Below are 17,701 nucleotides of genomic sequence, written 5' to 3'. Positions count from 1 at the left end.
GAACGCCAGGTGGTCGGGATCGGCGCCCCCGTCCCCCCCGTTGGTGCTCATCGCTCCCAAGAACTACCAGTTCACACCAACCCCGGGCAAAGCCGCGCTGGGGCCCCCACCCCCCGACGGGGTTGTGGGCGCCGCTCCGCACACCAGGTCAGTCCTGGACGGCAGCCTTCAGCTGCTCGACCCGGTCGGTGCGCTCCCAGGTGAAGTCCGGCAGCTCACGGCCGAAGTGGCCGTAGGCGGCGGTCTGGGAGTAGATCGGGCGCAGCAGGTCCAGGTCGCGGATGATCGCGGCGGGACGCAGGTCGAAGACCTCGGAGACGGCCTTCTGGATGGTGAGGACCGGCACGGTCTCGGTGCCGAAGGTCTCCACGAACAGGCCGACCGGCTCGGCCTTGCCGATCGCGTACGCCACCTGCACCTCGGCGCGGCTGGCGAGGCCGGCGGCGACGATGTTCTTCGCCACCCAGCGCATCGCGTACGCGGCCGAGCGGTCCACCTTGGACGGGTCCTTGCCCGAGAAGGCGCCGCCACCGTGACGGGCCATGCCGCCGTAGGTGTCGATGATGATCTTGCGGCCGGTGAGGCCGGCGTCGCCCATCGGGCCGCCGATCTCGAAGCGGCCGGTCGGGTTGACCAGCAGGCGGTAGCCCTCGGTGGTCAGCTTGATGCCCTGCTCGGCCAGCGCCTTCAGCTCCGGCTCCACGACGAACTCGCGGACGTCCGGGGTGAGCAGCGACTCCAGGTCGATGTCGCTGGCGTGCTGGGTGGAGACGACCACCGTGTCGAGGCGGACGGCCTTGTCGCCGTCGTACTCGATGGTGACCTGGGTCTTGCCGTCGGGGCGCAGGTACGGGATGGTCCCGTTCTTGCGGACCTCGGTCAGACGGCGGGAGAGGCGGTGCGCCAGGGTGATCGGCAGCGGCATCAGCTCGGGCGTCTCGTCGGACGCGTAGCCGAACATCAGGCCCTGGTCGCCGGCACCCTGCTTGTCCAGGTCGTCCTCGTCACCCTCGACCCGGGCCTCGTACGCGGTGTCGACACCCTGCGCGATGTCGGGCGACTGGGCACCGATGGACACCGACACGCCGCAGGAGGCGCCGTCGAAGCCCTTCTTGGAGCTGTCGTAGCCGATCTCCAGGATCTTGTCCCGGACGAGCTGGGCGATCGGCGCGTACGCCTTGGTCGTCACCTCGCCGGCCACGTGCACCTGGCCGGTGGTGATGAGCGTCTCCACGGCGACCCGGGACGTCGGGTCCTCCCGCAGGAGAGCGTCAAGGATGGTGTCGCTGATCTGGTCAGCGATCTTGTCGGGGTGTCCCTCGGTCACGGACTCCGAGGTGAACAGGCGGCGAGACACAGCGCTCCCTGGGGTTGCAGCGGCTGCTGACTGAAGGCCCCCGGCGAACCGGGGACATCCGGAAAGACTTGATTCCTGGAGTCTAACCGTCTGGTTCCGTCGAACGTCACCCGCTTCGGGAAAACAAGAACGTTCTCGATCGGGACTCGATCAGTTCCGACCCGGTTCCAACCGCTTTGCGACCAGGTCCCAGACGACGTCCGCGAGCGCCTCCTTCGGACCCACCGGTACGGGGGTCTCACTGCCGTCCGAGCCAAGCACCACGGCCTCGTTGACGTCCTGACCGAACGCCTTGCCGTTGCCGACCTCGTTGACCACCAGCAGGTCGCAGCCCTTGCGCGCGAGCTTGGCACGGCCGTTGGCGAGCACGTCGTCGGTCTCCGCCGCGAAGCCCACCACGAGTTGACCCGAACGGGGGCGGTGCGCCGACAGCTCGGCCAGCACGTCGGGGTTGCGGACCAGCGCGACGGGCGCCGGCTCGACCCCCTCGACCTTCTTGATCTTGCCGGTCGCGTACTCGGCGGGCCGGAAGTCCGCCACCGCCGCGGCCATCACCACGGCGTCCGCGTCCTCGGCCGCCTTCAGCGCCGCCTCGCGCAGCTCCAGCGCGGTCGAGACGTGCACCACGTCCACCCCGGCCGGGTCCGGCAGCTCGGCGTTGGCCGAGACCAAGGTCACCCTCGCGCCCCGCGCGGCGGCGGTCACGGCGAGCGCGTAGCCCTGCTTGCCGGAGGAGCGGTTGCCGAGGAAGCGCACCGGGTCGAGCGGCTCCCGGGTGCCCCCGGCCGAGACCACCACGTGCCGCCCGGCCAGGTCGGTCGGCACCGCACCGCCGCGGCGCAGCACGGCCCGGCAGGCGTCGAAGATCGCGGCGGGGTCGGGCAGCCGCCCCTTGCCGGTGTCCTTGCCGGTGAGCCGCCCGACGGCCGGCTCCAGCACGATCACGCCCCGGCGGCGCAGCGTGGCGACGTTCTCCCGGGTGGCCGGGTGCTCCCACATCTCGGTGTGCATCGCGGGCGCCAGGACGACCGGGCAGCCGGCGGTGAGCAGGGTGTTGGTCAGCAGGTCGTCGGCGAGCCCGTGGGCGGCCTTGGCCATCAGGTCGGCGGTGGCGGGGGCGACCACCACCAGGTCGGCCTCCCGCCCGATCCGCACGTGCGGCACCTCGTGCACGTCCTCCCAGGTCTCCGTCGCGGCCGGCCGGCCGGACAGCGCCGCCCAGGTGGCCTCGCCGACGAAGTGCAGCGCCGCCGCGGTGGGCACCACGGTGACCTGGTGGCCGGACTCGGTGAACCGGCGCAGCAGCTCGCACGCCTTGTAGGCGGCGATCCCGCCGCTGACGCCGAGGACCACGCGGGGGGCGTCCGCACTCGCGCTCATGTACCGGCCTCTCTCCGCATCGGAAACCTGATCACCTCCGGGAGCCTGACCACCCCGGGGAACCCGCTCACCCTACGGCCCCTCAGCCACCACCCGCACGGTGCCCCACCTCACGGCGAACACCCGCGGCGAGCACCTGAGGGCCCGGCGGCCCCGACACGGAACGCCGGAGGGCCCGGCGGAGAAGGATTCCGCCGGGCCCTCCGGTGAAGGTACGGGTCTGCCTCAGGCAGCCTCGACCGCCTCGGCGGTCAGCATGCCCGCGTTGATCTCGCGCAGCGCGATCGACAGCGGCTTCTCGTGCACGTGGGTGTCGACCAGCGGGCCGACGTACTCCAGCAGGCCCTCGCCGAGCTGGGAGTAGTACGCGTTGATCTGGCGCGCGCGCTTGGCGGCGTAGATCACGAGGCTGTACTTCGAGTCGGTGGCCTCAAGCAGCTCGTCGATCGGCGGGTTGATGATGCCCTCGGGCGCGGTCATGGAAGAGGACACGCGAAAACCTTCCGAAAGGGTGGAAAAGACTGACAGGTCAGGCTACACCGAGCAAGGCTAGCAGTTCGGCCGCTACCTGCTCGACGGAGGTGTTGACAAGGGTCGTGTCGAACTCGGGCTCGGCCGCGAGCTCGACCTTGGCCGCCTCCAGCCGCCGGTCGATCACGTCCTGCGGCTCGGTGCCGCGGCCGGTCAGTCGGCGGACCAGTTCGTCCCAGCTCGGCGGGGCCAGGAAGACCAGCTGGGCCTCCGGCATCGATGCGCGCACCTGACGGGCGCCCTGCAGATCGATCTCCAGCAGGACGGGCTCGCCGCGCTCCAGCTTCTCCAGCACGGCCGCGCGCGGGGTTCCGTAGCGGTTCCCGGCGAACTCGGCCCACTCCAGCAGCTCGCCGTTGGCGACCAGCTTGTCGAACTCGTCGTTGTCGACGAAGTGGTACTGGACCCCGTCCTTCTCGCCGGGCCTCGGGTGCCGGGTGGTGGCCGACACCGAGAGCCAGACCTCGGGGTGCATCTTCCTCATATGAGCGACGACCGTGCTCTTGCCGACCCCCGAGGGGCCGGAGAGCACGGTCAGCCGCGGACGCTCACTCATGCACCGATTATCCCGGATCGCGGACGATCCCGGGACCACGGGGGCACGGTCAGGCGGCGCCACCGCCGAACTCCCGCTCCAGGGAGGCGATCTGGTTCGTGCCGAGACCGCGGACACGGCGGCTCTCGCTGATGCCGAGGCGCTCCATGATCTGCTTGGCACGGACCTTGCCGACGCCCGGAAGGGACTCCAGCAGGGCCGACACCTTCATCTTGCCGATGACGTCGTTGTCGTTCTTGCCGGCCTTGATCACCTCGTGCAGGGAGGCGCCGGAGTGCTTGAGCCGGTTCTTGACCTCGGCGCGCTCCCGGCGAGCCTCGGCGGCCTTGGCGAGCGCGGCGGTGCGCTGTTCAGGGGTAAGGGGCGGAAGAGCCACGCCGTTCACCTCAGGGTGTGGAAGGAAGGGATTGAGCTATGACTGGTTCGGTACCTAGGACATCGTCCGCAAGAGGAGCCCAATGGGGAACCACAGGGCCCTGACCTGCGGGAGCTACGGGTTCGCGGCTCGCCGATGACCTATCGCCGGACACTACCCGCATTGCGGCGCCACGTCAGGAAAAGAACACGAAAAGTCCTGGTCAGCCAAGGCCGACCAGGACTTTCCAGGGCAAAATGACCGCGATTGCGAAACTTTGACGGGGTCGATGTGACGGCGCTCACGTCAACTCCGGTGCCGCGCCGCCGTCCTGCGGACACTGCGCACGGTCACCGGACGGCTACCGGCCGGATGCCTTCCGCTACTTGACGGCCTCCGCGAACTCCCCGACGAAGCGCTCCGCCGCCTCCCGCAGGGCCGGCACCGAGGGACCGTGCTTGAGCACGTCCCGGCTGACGCTCGGCACCACGTTGATCATCGAGGCGCCGAACACCCGCGGCAGGTCCGCCATGGTCGCGCCCTGGGCGCCGATCCCGGGGGCCAGCAGCGGGCCGTTGACGGCCAGGTCCACGCCGGCGTCGGCCAGCGTCGCGCCGACCACCGCGCCGAAGGAGCCCAGCGGCGCCGCGTCCGCGTTCTCGGCCGCCAGCTGCCGCAGCACCGACGCCGCGACCGGCTCGCCGTCGGCGCCGACGGCGCGCTGCACCTCGGCGCCCTCCGGGTTGGAGGTGAGCGCCAGCGCGAACACCCCGCAGCCCTGCTCGCGGGCCAGGTCCAGGGCCGGTCGCAGCGAGCCGAAGCCCAGGTACGGGCTGACCGTGACGGCGTCCGAGAACAGCGGGCTCGCGGGCGACAGGAAGGCCTCCGCGTAGGCGGCCATGGTGGAGCCGATGTCGCCGCGCTTGGCGTCCATCAGGACGAGGGCTCCGGCCGCCCGGGCCTCCTCGACGCTCTTCTCCAGCACCGCGATGCCCTTGCTGCCGAAGCGCTCGAAGAAGGCGGCCTGCGGCTTGAGCACGGCGACCCGGTCGGCCAGCGCCTCCACCACGGTGCGGCTGAAGGTCTCCAGCCCGGCGAGGTCGTCGCCGAGGCCCCAGGCGGAGAGCAGGGAGGCGTGCGGGTCGATGCCGACGCAGAGCTGGCCGCGGGTGTCGAGGGCCTGGCGCAGCCGGGCGCCGAACGGGGCGAGGGTCATGTCGTCCTTTCCGAGGGTCGTGCGGGCGTTCCCGGGGTCCTGCGGGCGGTCCGGGGGTCGTACGGGCGCTCCGGGGGAGCTACGGCGGCTCAGGAGCCGCGGACGGCGCTGCCGACGGCCGCCGCGAGGTCGCGGAAGCCCGCGGCACGGACCCGGGCCGACAGGCCCCTGTGGATCCGGCGGCACCAGAACGGCCCCTCGTAGATGAAGGCGCTGTAGCCCTGCACGAGGTCGGCGCCGTGGATGATCCGCTGCCAGGCGTCCTCGGCGGTCTCCACGCCGCCGACCGAGACCAGCGTCAGCCGGCCCTCGGTACGGGCGCGCAGCCGCTGCAGCACCTCCAGGGCCCGGGCCTTGAGCGGGGCGCCGGACAGGCCGCCCATGCCGATCTCCTCGACCCGCCGGGCGTCGGCCCGCAGGCCCTCGCGGCCGATCGTGGTGTTGGTGGCGATGATGCCGTCCAGGCCCAGCTCCAGGGCGAGGTCGGCGACCGCGTCGACGTCCTCGTCGGCCAGGTCGGGGGCGATCTTGACCAGCAGCGGCACGTGGTGCGCGGTGGTGCGGTCGGCGGCCTCGCGCACCGCGGCGAGCAGCGGGCGCAGGTGGTCGACGGCCTGGAGGTTGCGCAGCCCGGGGGTGTTCGGCGAGCTGACGTTGACCACCAGGTAGTCGGCGTACTTGGCCAGCCGCTCGGTCGACTTGACGTAGTCGGCGACGGCGTCGGCCTCCTCGACCACCTTGGTCTTGCCGATGTTGACGCCGATCACCGGGGTGGAGCTGGTGTGCGGGCGGGCGGCCAGCCGGGCGGCGACCCGGGCCGAGCCCTGGTTGTTGAAGCCCATCCGGTTGATCAGCGCGCGGTCCTCGACCAGGCGGAACAGCCGGGGCGCCGGGTTGCCGGGCTGGGGCTCGCCGGTGATGGTGCCGATCTCGACGTAGTCGAAGCCGAGCATCGCCAGGCCGTCGATGCCGACGCCGTTCTTGTCGAAGCCGGCCGCGAGGCCGAACGGGCCGGGCAGGTCCAGGCCGAGGGCCCGGGTCCGCAGCGCCCGGTCGCGCGGGGCGAGGACCAGCCGCACCAGGGTGCGCAGGCCGGGGACGGAGGAGGCGAGGCGGATCCAGAAGAAGGCGAGGTGGTGGGCCTTCTCGGGGTCCATCTTCTTGAAGACGAGGTCGAACAGAAGCTTGTACAAAGGGGGGTCAACTCCCGCAGCGAGAACCGTAATTAAGGGCCCGGGCGCAGCCCGTCGGAAGAGGGGTGGTGGTGGGCGACGGGCGGGCATACGAGTGGGGGGCACCAATCCGACTCCGGTGCCCCCCACTGCGGTGGTGCTACTTGCGGCCGGCGTTGATCAGCTCGGCGTGCTCCTGGAGCGACATCACTCCGACCTCGTCGCGCAGCAGCGCGTCCATGCCCTGGACCGCCGCGCCCATCGCCTGGACGGTGGTCAGGCACGGCACCCCGCGGGAGACCGCGGCGGTGCGGATCTCGTAGCCGTCGAGGCGGCCACCGGTGCCGTACGGCGTGTTGATGATCAGGTCGACCTCGCCGTCGTGGATCAGCTGGACGATGGTCTTCTCGCCGTTCGGGCCCTCGCCCTCGCTGTGCTTGCGCACCAGCGTGGACGGGATCCCGCCGCGGTGCAGCACCTCGGCGGTGCCGGCGGTGGCGAGCACCTCGAACCCGAGGCCGACCAGCGCCCGGGCCGGGAAGACCAGGTTGCGCTTGTCCCGGTTGGCGACCGAGACGAAGACCTTGCCCCGGGTCGGCAGCGCGCCGTACGCGCCGGCCTGCGCCTTGGCGTACGCCGTGCCGAAGACCTTGTCGATGCCCATGACCTCGCCGGTCGAGCGCATCTCCGGGCCGAGCACGGTGTCCACGCCGCGGCCGTGGGTGTCGCGGAAGCGGCTCCACGGCATCACGGCCTCCTTGACCGCGATGGGGGCGTCGGCCGGCAGCGTGCCGCCGTCGCCCTCGGCCGGGAGCAGGCCCTCGGCGCGCAGCTCGGCGATGGTGGCGCCGAGCGAGATCCGGGCGGCGGCCTTGGCCAGCGGCACGGCCGTCGCCTTGGAGGTGAACGGGACGGTGCGGGAGGCGCGCGGGTTGGCCTCCAGCACGTAGAGGATGTCCCCGGCCAGCGCGAACTGGATGTTGATCAGGCCGCGGACGCCGACACCGCGCGCGATGGCCTCGGTGGAGGTGCGCAGGCGCTTGATGTCGTAGCCGCCGAGGGTGATCGGGGGCAGCGCGCAGGCGGAGTCGCCGGAGTGGATGCCGGCCTCCTCGATGTGCTCCATGACGCCGCCGAGGTAGAGCTCGCTGCCGTCGTAGAGCGCGTCGACGTCGATCTCCACCGCGTCGTCGAGGAAGCGGTCGATCAGCACCGGGTGCTCGGAGATCAGGCCGGCGTGCCGCTCCAGGTAGGAGGCGAGCGAGACCTCGTCGTAGACGATCTCCATGCCGCGGCCGCCGAGCACGTAGGACGGGCGGGCGAGGACCGGGTAGCCGATCTCGTCGGCGATCGCCTTGGCCTCCTCGAAGGAGAAGGCGGTGCCGTGCTTGGGGGCGGGCAGGCCGGCGTCGCGCAGCACGCGGCCGAAGGCGCCGCGCTCCTCGGCGAGGTCGATCGCCTCGGGCTGGGTGCCGACGATCGGCACGCCGTTGTCCTTGAGCGCCTGGGCCAGGCCCAGCGGGGTCTGGCCGCCGAGCTGGACGATCACGCCCGCCAGCGGGCCGGCCTGCTGCTCGGCGTGGACGATCTCCAGCACGTCCTCCAGCGTGAGCGGCTCGAAGTAGAGCCGGTCGGAGGTGTCGTAGTCGGTGGAGACGGTCTCGGGGTTGCAGTTGACCATGACGGTCTCGTACCCGGCGTCGGCCAGCGCGAAGGAGGCGTGCACGCAGGAGTAGTCGAACTCGATGCCCTGGCCGATGCGGTTCGGGCCCGAGCCGAGGATGATCACGGCCGGCTTGGTGCGCGGGGCGACCTCGCTCTCCTCGTCGTACGAGGAGTAGAAGTACGGGGTCTTTGCTGCGAACTCGGCGGCGCAGGTGTCGACGGTCTTGAACACCGGGCGGATGCCCAGCGCGTGGCGCACCTCGCGGACGACGTCCGGCTTCAGGCCGCGGATCTCGCCGATCTGCTGGTCGGAGAACCCGTGCCGCTTGGCGTGGCGCAGCAGCTCGGGGGTGAGCTCGGCGGCCTCGGCCAGCTCGACGGCGATCTCGTCCAGCAGGAAGAGCTGGTCGACGAACCACGGGTCGATCCTGGTGGCCTCGAACACCTCCTCCGGGGTGGCGCCGGCCCGGATGGCGTCCATCACGGTGTTGATCCGGCCGTCGGTCGGCACGACCGCCTTGGCCAGCAGCTCGGCCTTGTCACCCAGCGGGCCGGTCCAGCTGAACTGGGAGCCCTTCTTCTCCAGCGAGCGCAGCGCCTTCTGCAGCGCCTCGGGGAAGTTGCGGCCGAGCGCCATGGCCTCGCCGACGGACTTCATGGTGGTGGTCAGCGTCGCGTCCGCGCTCGGGAACTTCTCGAACGCGAACCGCGGCACCTTGACCACGACGTAGTCGAGGGTCGGCTCGAAGGAGGCCGGGGTCTCCTCGGTGATGTCGTTGGGGATCTCGTCCAGGGTGTAGCCGACGGCCAGCTTGGCGGCGATCTTGGCGATCGGGAAGCCGGTGGCCTTGGAGGCGAGCGCCGAGGAGCGGGAGACGCGCGGGTTCATCTCGATGACGATGACCCGGCCGTCCTCGGGGTTGACGGCGAACTGGATGTTGCAGCCGCCGGTGTCGACGCCGACCTCGCGGATGACGGCGATGCCGATGTCGCGCAGGATCTGGTACTCGCGGTCGGTGAGCGTCATCGCCGGGGCGACGGTGATCGAGTCACCGGTGTGCACGCCCATCGGGTCGAAGTTCTCGATGGAGCAGACGACCACGACGTTGTCGTTCTTGTCGCGCATCAGCTCCAGCTCGTACTCCTTCCAGCCGAGGATGGACTCCTCCAGGAGCACCTCGGTGGTCGGCGAGAGGGCCAGGCCCTGGCCGGCGATGCGGCGCAGGTCCTCCTCGTTGTGGGCGAAACCGGAGCCGGCGCCGCCCATGGTGAAGGAGGGGCGCACCACGACCGGGTAGCCGCCGAGCTCGTCGACGCCGGCGAGCACCTCGTCCATGGTGTGGCAGATGACCGAGCGGGCGGACTCGCCGTACCCGATCTTGGCCTTGACGGCCTCGACGACGCCCTTGAACAGGTCGCGGTCCTCGCCCTTGTTGATCGCCACGACGTCGGCGCCGATCAGCTCGACGCCGTACTTCTCCAGCGTGCCCGCCTCGTGCAGCGAGATCGCGGTGTTGAGCGCGGTCTGGCCGCCCAGGGTAGGCAGCAGCGCGTCGGGGCGCTCCTTGGCGATGATCCTCTCGACGAACTCGGGGGTGATCGGCTCGACGTAGGTGGCGTCGGCGATCTCCGGGTCGGTCATGATCGTGGCCGGGTTGGAGTTGACCAGCACGACCCGCAGGCCCTCGGCCTTGAGAACGCGGCAGGCCTGGGTGCCGGAGTAGTCGAACTCGGCGGCCTGGCCGATGACGATCGGCCCGGAGCCGATCACCAGGACGGACTTGATGTCAGTGCGCTTAGGCACGCTGGCCCTCCATGAGCTTCACGAAGCGGTCGAACAGGTAGGCGGCGTCGTGCGGGCCGGCGGCCGCTTCGGGGTGGTACTGCACGCTGAAGGCGGGCACGTCGAGCGCCTGCAGGCCCTCGACCACGTCGTCGTTGAGGCAGACGTGGGAGACCTCGACCCGCCCGTAGGGGGTGTCGCTCACCTGGTCCAGCGGTGCGTTCACGGCGAAGCCGTGGTTGTGGGCGGTCACCTCGACCTTGCCGGTGGTGCGGTCCTGCACCGGCTGGTTGATGCCGCGGTGGCCGTACTTGAGCTTGTAGGTGCCGAAGCCCAGGGCGCGGCCGAGGATCTGGTTGCCGAAGCAGATCCCGAAGAACGGGGTCCTGCGCTCCAGCACGCCCTGCGCGACGGCGACCTGGTGGTCGGCGGTGGCCGGGTCGCCCGGGCCGTTGGAGAAGAAGACGCCGTCCGGGTTGACCGCGTAGACCTCCTCCAGGGTGGAGTCGGCCGGCAGCACGTGCACCTCGATGCCGCGCTCGGCCATACGCTGGGGGGTCATCGCCTTGATGCCGAGGTCCAGCGCGGCGACGGTGAACCTCTTCTCACCGACGGCGGGGACGACGTACGGCTCGGTGGTGGCCACCTCGGCGCACAGGTCGGCGCCCTTCATCTCGGGCGACTGCTGCACCCGGGCGAGCAGGGCGGCCGGGTCGGCCAGCGCCTCGCCGGAGAAGATGCCGCAGCGCATCGCGCCGCGCTCGCGCAGGTGGCGGGTCAGCGCGCGGGTGTCGATGCCGCTGATGCCGACGATGCCCTGACGGGCGAGCTCGTCGTCCAGCGAGCGGCGGGAGCGCCAGTTGGACGCCACCCGGGCGGGGTCGCGCACGACGTAGCCGGCGACCCAGATCTGCTTGGACTCGTCGTCCTCGTCGTTCCAGCCGGTGTTGCCGATCTGCGGGGCGGTCATCACGACCACCTGGCGGTGGTACGACGGGTCGGTCAGGGTCTCCTGGTAGCCGGACATGCCGGTGTTGAAGACCGCCTCGCCGAAGGTCTCGCCGGTCGCGCCGTAGGCCTGGCCGCCGAAGGTCCGGCCGTCCTCCAGGACGAGCACGGCCGGGATGCGCTCCCGCCGTTGGCGCTGCGTGGTGGGGGCAGGTGCGGTCATTGCGCGGCCTCTTCCGTCTTCTTCGTCTTCGTACGTGTTGCGAGCTGGGCGATCGCCTCGACCCAGGCGGTGTGCTCATCGGGGTGGTCGGCCCGGAAGCCGGAGTCCAGTTCGGTGCCCTCGTGCGTCCAGGTGACGACGAGCAGCCCGGAGGGGACGACCTTGCCGGCGATCCCGGAGTCCGTGCGGGCACCGGTCAGGTGCTCGGCCGGGATCCAGAAGTCGACGTCGCCGGGGCGCTGCACCAGCAGGCCGTCCTCGCCGAGGGTGAGGTCGGCCCGGCTGCGGGTGCCCAGGCCGTGCGCGACGACCCGGTCGAGCCAGTTCCCGGCGGTGGTGGTGCCGTGGTACCGCCCGCTGGTCTCCAGGATGGTCCGGCCGGCGCGGGCCGGCACGGCGGGCAGCGGCGGGATCCCGGACTGCAGGGTGCGCCGCCAGTTCCAGCCCTGGCGCATCAGCCAGTAGACCAGGCCGATGACGATCAGCAGCCCGATCGACCAGCCGATGTAACCCGGCCAGTTGGTGACCTTCGCCTGCTCCCTGGCGAGCGTGGCGTAGTCCATCACTCCAGGCCGCCCTGCTCGGCCAGCTCGCCGGCCAGCACGGTGGCGCGGCCGCGCAGGAAGGTGGCGTGCACCCGTCCGGGCAGGTCCATGCCCTTGTAGGGGGTGTTGCGGCTGCGGGTGGCGAAGCTCTCGGGATTCACGGCACCACGGTACGCGGGATCGAAGAGCACCAGGTTGGCGGGCTCACCCACCGAGATCGGCCGACCGTGGCCGGTGAGACGGCCGATCCGGGCCGGGCGGTGCGACATCCGGTCCGCGACGCCCTCCCAGTTCAGCAGGCCGGTGTCGACCATGGTCTGCTGCACGACCGACAGCGCGGTCTCCAGGCCGACCATGCCCATCGCGGCCACGGCCCACTCGCAGTCCTTGTCCTCGGCCGGGTGCGGCGCGTGGTCGGTGGCGACGGCGTCGATGGTGCCGTCGGCGAGCGCGTTGCGCAGCGCCTGGACGTCCTCGGCGGTGCGCAGCGGCGGGTTCACCTTGTACACCGGGTCGTAGGAGCGGACCATCTCGTCGGTCAGCAGCAGGTGGTGCGGGGTGACCTCGGCGGTGACGTCCCAGCCCTTGGACTTGGCCCAGCGGACGATCTCGACCGAGCCGGCGGTGGAGAGGTGGCAGACGTGCAGCCGGGAGCCGACGTGCGCGGCGAGCAGCACGTCGCGGGCGATGATCGACTCCTCGGCGACGGCCGGCCAGCCGCCGAGCCCGAGCTCGCCGGAGACCTGGCCCTCGTTCATCTGGGCGCCCTCGGTCAGCCGCGGCTCCTGGGCGTGCTGGGCGACGACGCCGTCGAAGGCCTTGACGTACTCCAGGGCGCGGCGCATCAGCACCGCGTCGTCCACGCACTTGCCGTCGTCGGAGAAGACCCGGACGTTCGCGGCGGACTCGTGCATCGCGCCGAGCTCCGCGAGCTTCTTGCCCTCCAGGCCGACGGTGACGGCGCCGACCGGCTGCACGTCGCAGTAGCCGGCCTCCTGGCCGAGCCGCCAGACCTGCTCGACGACACCGGCGGTGTCGGCCACCGGAGTGGTGTTGGCCATCGCGTGCACGGCGGTGAAGCCGCCCATCGCGGCGGCCCGGGTACCGGTGAGCACGGTCTCGGCGTCCTCGCGGCCGGGCTCGCGCAGGTGGGTGTGCAGGTCGACCAGGCCGGGCAGGGCGATCATGCCGGTGGCGTCGATCTCGATGTCGGCCTCGGCCGCCAGGCCGGTGCCGATCGCCTGGATGACGCCGTCGGCGAGGTGGAGGTCCTGCGGGGCGCCGCCCAGGATCTTGGCGTTGCGGATCAGGTAGCTGGTCACTGGGCGTTCTCCACGGAGTCGGTGCGGGCGGCGGTGTCGGCGAGGGTGGCTCCGCCGAGCAGCAGGTACAGGACGGCCATCCGGACGGAGACGCCGTTGGCGACCTGCTCGACCACGGTGCAGCGCGGCGAGTCGGCGACCTCGGCGGTGATCTCCATGCCGCGGACCATCGGGCCGGGGTGCATCACGATGGCGTGCTCGGGCAGCTGGGCCATCCGGATGCCGTTCATCCCGTAGCGGCGGCTGTACTCGCGCTCGGTCGGGAAGAACGCGGCGTTCATCCGCTCGCGCTGCACCCGCAGCATCATCAGGGCGTCGGTCTTGGGCAGCACGCCGTCCAGGTCGTAGCTGACCTCGCACGGCCAGTTCTCGATGCCGATCGGCAGCAGGGTCGGCGGGGCGACGAAGGTCACCTGGGCGCCGAGGGTGGTCAGCAGGTGCACGTTGGAGCGGGCGACCCGGCTGTGCAGGACGTCGCCGACGATGGTCACCCGGCGGCCGGCCAGGTCGTTGCCCGGCCCGGCGTTGAGGTGGCGGCGCATGGTGAAGGCGTCGAGCAGCGCCTGGGTGGGGTGCTCGTGGGTGCCGTCGCCGGCGTTGATCACGCTGCCGTGCAGCCAGTCGGACTGGGCCAGCCGGGCCGGCGCGCCCGAGGCGTGGTGGCGGATGACGACGGCGTCGGCCCCCATCGCCTGGAGGGTCAGCGCGGTGTCCTTGAGGCTCTCGCCCTTGGAGACCGACGAGCCCTTGGCGGAGAAGTTGATGACGTCCGCGGACAGCCGCTTCTCGGCGACCTCGAAGGAGGTCTTGGTGCGGGTGGAGTCCTCGAAGAACAGGTTGACGACGGTACGGCCGCGCAGCGTGGGCAGCTTCTTGACGGCCCGGCCGGAGAGCTGGGCCAGCTCCTCGGCGGTGTCCAGGATCAGCAGCGCGTCGTCGCGGCTGAGATCGGCGGCGGAGACGAGGTGGCGCTTCACGCGGGTTACTCCGGGAGGTGCGGTTCGGTGGGCTGGGAGGCCAGGGCCTGCGAGCTGCGGGCGGTGTAGTCGCGGTCGCCGACCAGGACGGCGTCCACGCCGTCGGTGTCGGCGAGGCGGACCTGCACGGCCTCGCGCAGCGAGGTGGGGAGGTTCTTGCCCACGTAGTCGGCCCGGATCGGAAGCTCCCGGTGGCCGCGGTCGACCAGGACGGCGAGCTGCACGGCGCGCGGTCGGCCGATGTCGTTCAGCGCGTCGAGCGCGGCTCGGATGGTGCGGCCGGAGAAGAGCACGTCGTCGACGAGGATGACGAGCTTGCCGTCGATGCCGCCGGGCGGGATCTCGGTGTGCTCCAGGGCCCGGGCGGGCTTCAGCCGCAGGTCGTCCCGGTACATGGTGATGTCCAGGGTGCCCAGCGGGATCTCGCTCCCGGTGATCTGGGCCAGCCTGCCGTGCAGGCGGCGGGCGAGGTGGACGCCCCTGGTGTGGATGCCGAGCAGCACGACGTCCTCCGCGCCCTTGGCGCGCTCGACGATCTCGTGCGCTATCCGGGTGATAACCCGGGTGATGTCCGTGCCGTCCAGCACCTGGTGCGGCGGCCGCGGCGTCGGTTCCTGGTGTGTGGTCATGCCGAAGCGGACCTCCTTCCCCGCCTCACGGGACGGGCCTTAAAGGATGTCTGGGATTCTGCCCCCGCCGACCGGGCGTGGGCTTCGGGACATCCTACCAGTGCCCCGGAGTGGCAAACGGACGCCCACCGTTCCGCTTCGCCCGGTTAACGCCCCGGACGCGCCGACGATGCGAGCCATTCGCACGAGTGCCCCATTCGGCTTGACGCAACTACCTTACTCTACGTAACCTCACAGTGAGTTACGAGACGGGCGTCGAACCCACCGGTAACGACGCCGGCCATCGCCCGTGACCCACCACTGAACGCGAAGCAATCTCGTCCGGGGAGATCAATGTCCAGCGACTACGCGAAGCAGCTCGGAGGCAAGCTCCGAGCGATCCGCACTCAGCAGGGGCTCTCCCTGCATGGTGTCGAGGAGAAGTCCCAGGGGCGCTGGAAGGCAGTCGTCGTCGGCTCGTACGAGCGCGGCGATCGTGCGGTCACCGTGCAGCGGCTGGCCGAGCTCGCCGAGTTCTACGGCGTTCCGGTGCAGGAGCTCCTGCCCGGCGGCACCCCGGGCGGCGCGGCCGAGCCGCCGCCGCGCCTGGTCCTCGACCTGGAGAGACTGACCCAGGTCCCGTCCGAGAAGGCCGGCCCGCTGCAGCGCTACGCGGCGACCATCCAGAGCCAGCGCGGCGACTACAACGGCAAGGTCCTCTCGATCCGCCAGGACGACCTGCGCACTCTGGCCGTGATCTACGACCAGTCGCCGTCGATCCTCACCGAGCAGCTGATCTCCTGGGGTGTGCTCAACCCCGACGCGCGCCGCGCGGTGCGCGAGGAGGACGCGAGCTGAGGCTCGCCGACCAGCAACAGCAGGCAGAAACGTCACGGCGCGGTCCCGGACTCCGGAGCCGCGCCGCGGCATTTCCGCGATCGGTCGCGTTCAGCAGACTGTGCCCAGGCTGTAGCCCGGCTGCGCCGCCACCCCGTCCAGCCGCACCGGACGGGCGGCCGGCGCCCAGTCCGGGCCGCCGCTCGACCAGGCCCAGGCGGCGGGCAGGTACTCCCCGCAGGAAGCCGCCGAGCCCTGCGAGCCGTGCAGCACCGCGACGGCCGGCAGCTCCAGCGCCAGCCCGGCGCACAGCACCGCGCACACCAGCTCCAGCTCCTCGTCGTTGATCCGCACCACGCCGTCCTCCCACTGGAGCACCCGGGCCGCCGCGGTCAGCCGCCCGCCCGGCGCGTCCACCCGCAGCCGCAGCTCGTACACCCCGGCGCCCGCGCCGACCAGCATCCGGCGGAACACCTCGCTCCCGCGCTGGTGGGCGGCGCGCACCCATCGCGCGCGCTCCTCGTCCGCCTCCGCCCGGCCCGCGCCCCCGAGCAGCGCGCCGTCCAGCAGCAGGTCGGCGTGGCAGAGCGTCAGCCCGTTCTCGCGGGCCCGGACCAGCCTCGGCACGAAGTCCCCCGCCAGCTCCTCGCCCTGATAGGCCAGCAGCTGGGTCTGCAGCGGCGGGTTGACGAGGTAGCGGTCGCGGGCGGCGGGCTCGGCCGGGTCCAGGCCGTGCAGCACGCAGAACTCCTCGAAGTCCTGCGGGTGGAACATCCGGGCCCGGACGGTCTCGAAGCGCTCCAGCGCGTCGGCCAGCAGCTCGGCGGTGTCGGCCAGGTAGCGGTCGTAATCGGGCGCGTCGCTGACCCCCCAGGCGCGGGCCCGCGCGAAGTCGGCCGCGCTGGTGAGCACCCCGATGACGAACGCCTGCTCGGCCCCCTCCTCCCGTCGCGGCCGGTGCGGCGCCCGCAGCGCGGGGCGCAGGCCACCGGCGGTGCAGTCGGAGTTGCGGCGGGCGCGGCCCTTGCGGCTGGTCATCGAGGCTCCTGGCGTCGGCGGGCGGCCGTCGGCGGTGACGGTCAGCGGCGGGGCTCGCCGCTGACCGTGTTACTCCCCAGTTCCGCGCGTCGCACACGTACGGCGTGTCACAGGAATGTAACCACCGGTAATACCGCTCGGGTGGACCCCGGAGCCCGCCCGGCTTCACGCGTCCGGCAGGATCCGCCGGACAGGCCCTACCGCGGCGCCCGTGCCAGCTGGCGGGACTGGGCGACCAGGCGGCCGGCCGAGTCCCAGACCTCGGCGTCCTCCTCGAAGTAGCCGCCGGCCAGGTTGCGGGTGGAGTGGACCACCCGCAGCCAGCCCGGGGCCGGCTTGGCCCGCAGGTGGACGGTCAGCTCGATGGTCGGGGCCCAGCCGGGCAGGCCGAGGTCGAAGGTGACCGGCGGCAGCGCGTCGGCGACCAGCAGGAGCAGCAGCGGGTCGGGCTCGCGGCCGTCGGCGAGCCGGAACCAGCCCTGGATCCGGCCCTGGCCGGAGGGCTGCCCGAGCGCCCAGCCGACGGTGGCCGGGTCGAGCCGCAGGTCGAAGCGCTCCAGCAGGGCGGCCTGCTCGATCAGCTGCTTGGGCGCGTGCTCGACGCCGATGCACTGGTCCGGCGGCGGCAGCTGCGGCGGGGTGGCGCTGGTGCGCACCTCGCCCTCGACGGCGCCGAGATCGCCGTGGCTGGCCACCACGCGCAGGCGTTCGACGCCGCCCTGGCTGAGCGAGGCGGTGCCGGTGGACAGGCCGCGGCCGGTGCGCAGCACCTCGGTGCGGACGGTGGCCGGGCCGGGGGTGGAGGCGGACAGGTAGTAACCGCTGATCGACACCGGATCCGGATGCTGCTCGTGCTCCAGCGACAGCGCGTGTCCGGCCACGGCGAGCAGCAGCCCGCCGTTGACCCCGCCCCCGATCTGCCAGCCGGCCCCGAGTTCGGCCTCGTAGCGGCCTGCTTCCTCGGGATGTCCGGTCAGGGCGATGCCCAGGTCGAACTCGCTGCGGGTCGCGGTGGTCATGGGGTCCCTGCCCTTCAAGTTACTGGCGAGTAGGGCCCCACCCTACGCCTGCCCAGTGAAACGCGGAATGGCCGTGGGGTGCGCGAGATCGGGTACCAGCGCCCATTGGCGGGGGGGGACCCGCACCCGCGGCAGGGGGGCGTGGCCAACCCGAAGCGGGCGGGCGGTC

The 17,701-nt window shown here is 71.8% G+C and carries 16 protein-coding genes; 1 reads left to right on the top strand and 15 read right to left on the bottom strand.

The window, feature by feature from the left end; all coding sequences use genetic code 11:
* Positions 1-148: 148 nt before the first annotated feature.
* The 13 genes from metK to pyrR form a co-directional block, all read right to left on the bottom strand.
* Positions 149-1,357, bottom strand: a complete 1,209-nt coding sequence (metK, locus tag ACFV1W_RS26990; protein WP_380419827.1) for a methionine adenosyltransferase — start codon at positions 1,355-1,357, stop codon at positions 149-151.
* A 150-nt stretch (positions 1,358-1,507) separates the two neighbouring features.
* Positions 1,508-2,737, bottom strand: coding sequence for a bifunctional phosphopantothenoylcysteine decarboxylase/phosphopantothenate--cysteine ligase CoaBC (gene coaBC / locus ACFV1W_RS26985; protein WP_380419826.1), 1,230 nt, complete (start codon positions 2,735-2,737; stop codon positions 1,508-1,510).
* 225 nt (positions 2,738-2,962) lie between these two features.
* On the bottom strand, positions 2,963-3,229 hold the full coding sequence (gene rpoZ, locus ACFV1W_RS26980) for a DNA-directed RNA polymerase subunit omega (protein WP_030056185.1): 267 nt from the start codon (positions 3,227-3,229) through the stop codon (positions 2,963-2,965).
* Positions 3,230-3,266: 37 nt separating this feature from the next.
* Positions 3,267-3,824 carry a guanylate kinase gene (gene gmk, locus ACFV1W_RS26975; RefSeq protein ID WP_380419825.1) on the bottom strand — a complete coding sequence of 186 codons (558 nt, stop codon included), beginning with the start codon at positions 3,822-3,824 and terminating at the stop codon, positions 3,267-3,269.
* 49 nt (positions 3,825-3,873) lie between these two features.
* Positions 3,874-4,200: an integration host factor, actinobacterial type gene (gene mihF, locus ACFV1W_RS26970; RefSeq protein ID WP_030290269.1), complete on the bottom strand. Its 327-nt coding sequence runs from the start codon at positions 4,198-4,200 to the stop codon at positions 3,874-3,876.
* Between the two features lie 361 nt (positions 4,201-4,561).
* On the bottom strand, positions 4,562-5,395 hold the full coding sequence (gene pyrF, locus ACFV1W_RS26965) for an orotidine-5'-phosphate decarboxylase (RefSeq protein ID WP_380419824.1): 834 nt from the start codon (positions 5,393-5,395) through the stop codon (positions 4,562-4,564).
* Between the two features lie 89 nt (positions 5,396-5,484).
* The gene (locus tag ACFV1W_RS26960) at positions 5,485-6,588 is read right to left on the bottom strand and encodes a quinone-dependent dihydroorotate dehydrogenase (protein ID WP_380419823.1); all 1,104 of its coding nucleotides are present in this window, start codon (positions 6,586-6,588) and stop codon (positions 5,485-5,487) included.
* 139 nt (positions 6,589-6,727) lie between these two features.
* On the bottom strand, positions 6,728-10,036 hold the full coding sequence (gene carB, locus ACFV1W_RS26955; RefSeq protein ID WP_380419822.1) for a carbamoyl-phosphate synthase large subunit: 3,309 nt from the start codon (positions 10,034-10,036) through the stop codon (positions 6,728-6,730).
* The gene (carA, locus tag ACFV1W_RS26950) at positions 10,029-11,186 is read right to left on the bottom strand and encodes a glutamine-hydrolyzing carbamoyl-phosphate synthase small subunit (protein WP_380419821.1); all 1,158 of its coding nucleotides are present in this window, start codon (positions 11,184-11,186) and stop codon (positions 10,029-10,031) included. The genes carB and carA overlap by 8 nt, the downstream gene beginning before the upstream one ends.
* Positions 11,183-11,749, bottom strand: coding sequence for a hypothetical protein (locus tag ACFV1W_RS26945; protein WP_380419820.1), 567 nt, complete (start codon positions 11,747-11,749; stop codon positions 11,183-11,185). The genes carA and ACFV1W_RS26945 overlap by 4 nt, the downstream gene beginning before the upstream one ends.
* Positions 11,749-13,053: a dihydroorotase gene (locus ACFV1W_RS26940; RefSeq protein ID WP_380419819.1), complete on the bottom strand. Its 1,305-nt coding sequence runs from the start codon at positions 13,051-13,053 to the stop codon at positions 11,749-11,751. The genes ACFV1W_RS26945 and ACFV1W_RS26940 overlap by 1 nt, the downstream gene beginning before the upstream one ends.
* Positions 13,050-14,030, bottom strand: a complete 981-nt coding sequence (locus ACFV1W_RS26935; RefSeq protein WP_380419818.1) for an aspartate carbamoyltransferase catalytic subunit — start codon at positions 14,028-14,030, stop codon at positions 13,050-13,052. Before ACFV1W_RS26935 ends, ACFV1W_RS26940 begins: the two co-directional genes overlap by 4 nt.
* A 5-nt stretch (positions 14,031-14,035) precedes the next feature.
* On the bottom strand, positions 14,036-14,659 hold the full coding sequence (pyrR, locus tag ACFV1W_RS26930; RefSeq protein ID WP_380419817.1) for a bifunctional pyr operon transcriptional regulator/uracil phosphoribosyltransferase PyrR: 624 nt from the start codon (positions 14,657-14,659) through the stop codon (positions 14,036-14,038).
* 333 nt (positions 14,660-14,992) lie between these two features.
* Here pyrR and ACFV1W_RS26925 point away from each other — a divergent pair, with 333 nt between their 5' ends.
* On the top strand, positions 14,993-15,496 hold the full coding sequence (locus ACFV1W_RS26925) for a transcriptional regulator (RefSeq protein WP_030056198.1): 504 nt from the start codon (positions 14,993-14,995) through the stop codon (positions 15,494-15,496).
* A 90-nt stretch (positions 15,497-15,586) separates the two neighbouring features.
* Here the strand turns inward: ACFV1W_RS26925 and ACFV1W_RS26920 are convergent, their stop codons facing one another.
* Together ACFV1W_RS26920 and ACFV1W_RS26915 are read right to left on the bottom strand one after the other, a co-directional pair.
* Positions 15,587-16,513 (bottom strand): hypothetical protein, encoded by a 927-nt coding sequence (locus tag ACFV1W_RS26920; RefSeq protein ID WP_380419816.1) that lies wholly within the window; start codon positions 16,511-16,513, stop codon positions 15,587-15,589.
* 197 nt (positions 16,514-16,710) lie between these two features.
* Positions 16,711-17,532 (bottom strand): thioesterase family protein, encoded by an 822-nt coding sequence (locus ACFV1W_RS26915; RefSeq protein ID WP_380419815.1) that lies wholly within the window; start codon positions 17,530-17,532, stop codon positions 16,711-16,713.
* Positions 17,533-17,701: the final 169 nt, after the last annotated feature.

The organism is Kitasatospora sp. NPDC059648, assembly GCF_042734825.1.
Taxonomy (GTDB): Bacteria; Actinomycetota; Actinomycetes; order Streptomycetales; family Streptomycetaceae; genus Kitasatospora.
This window is presented reverse-complemented; position numbering and strand designations above follow the sequence as displayed.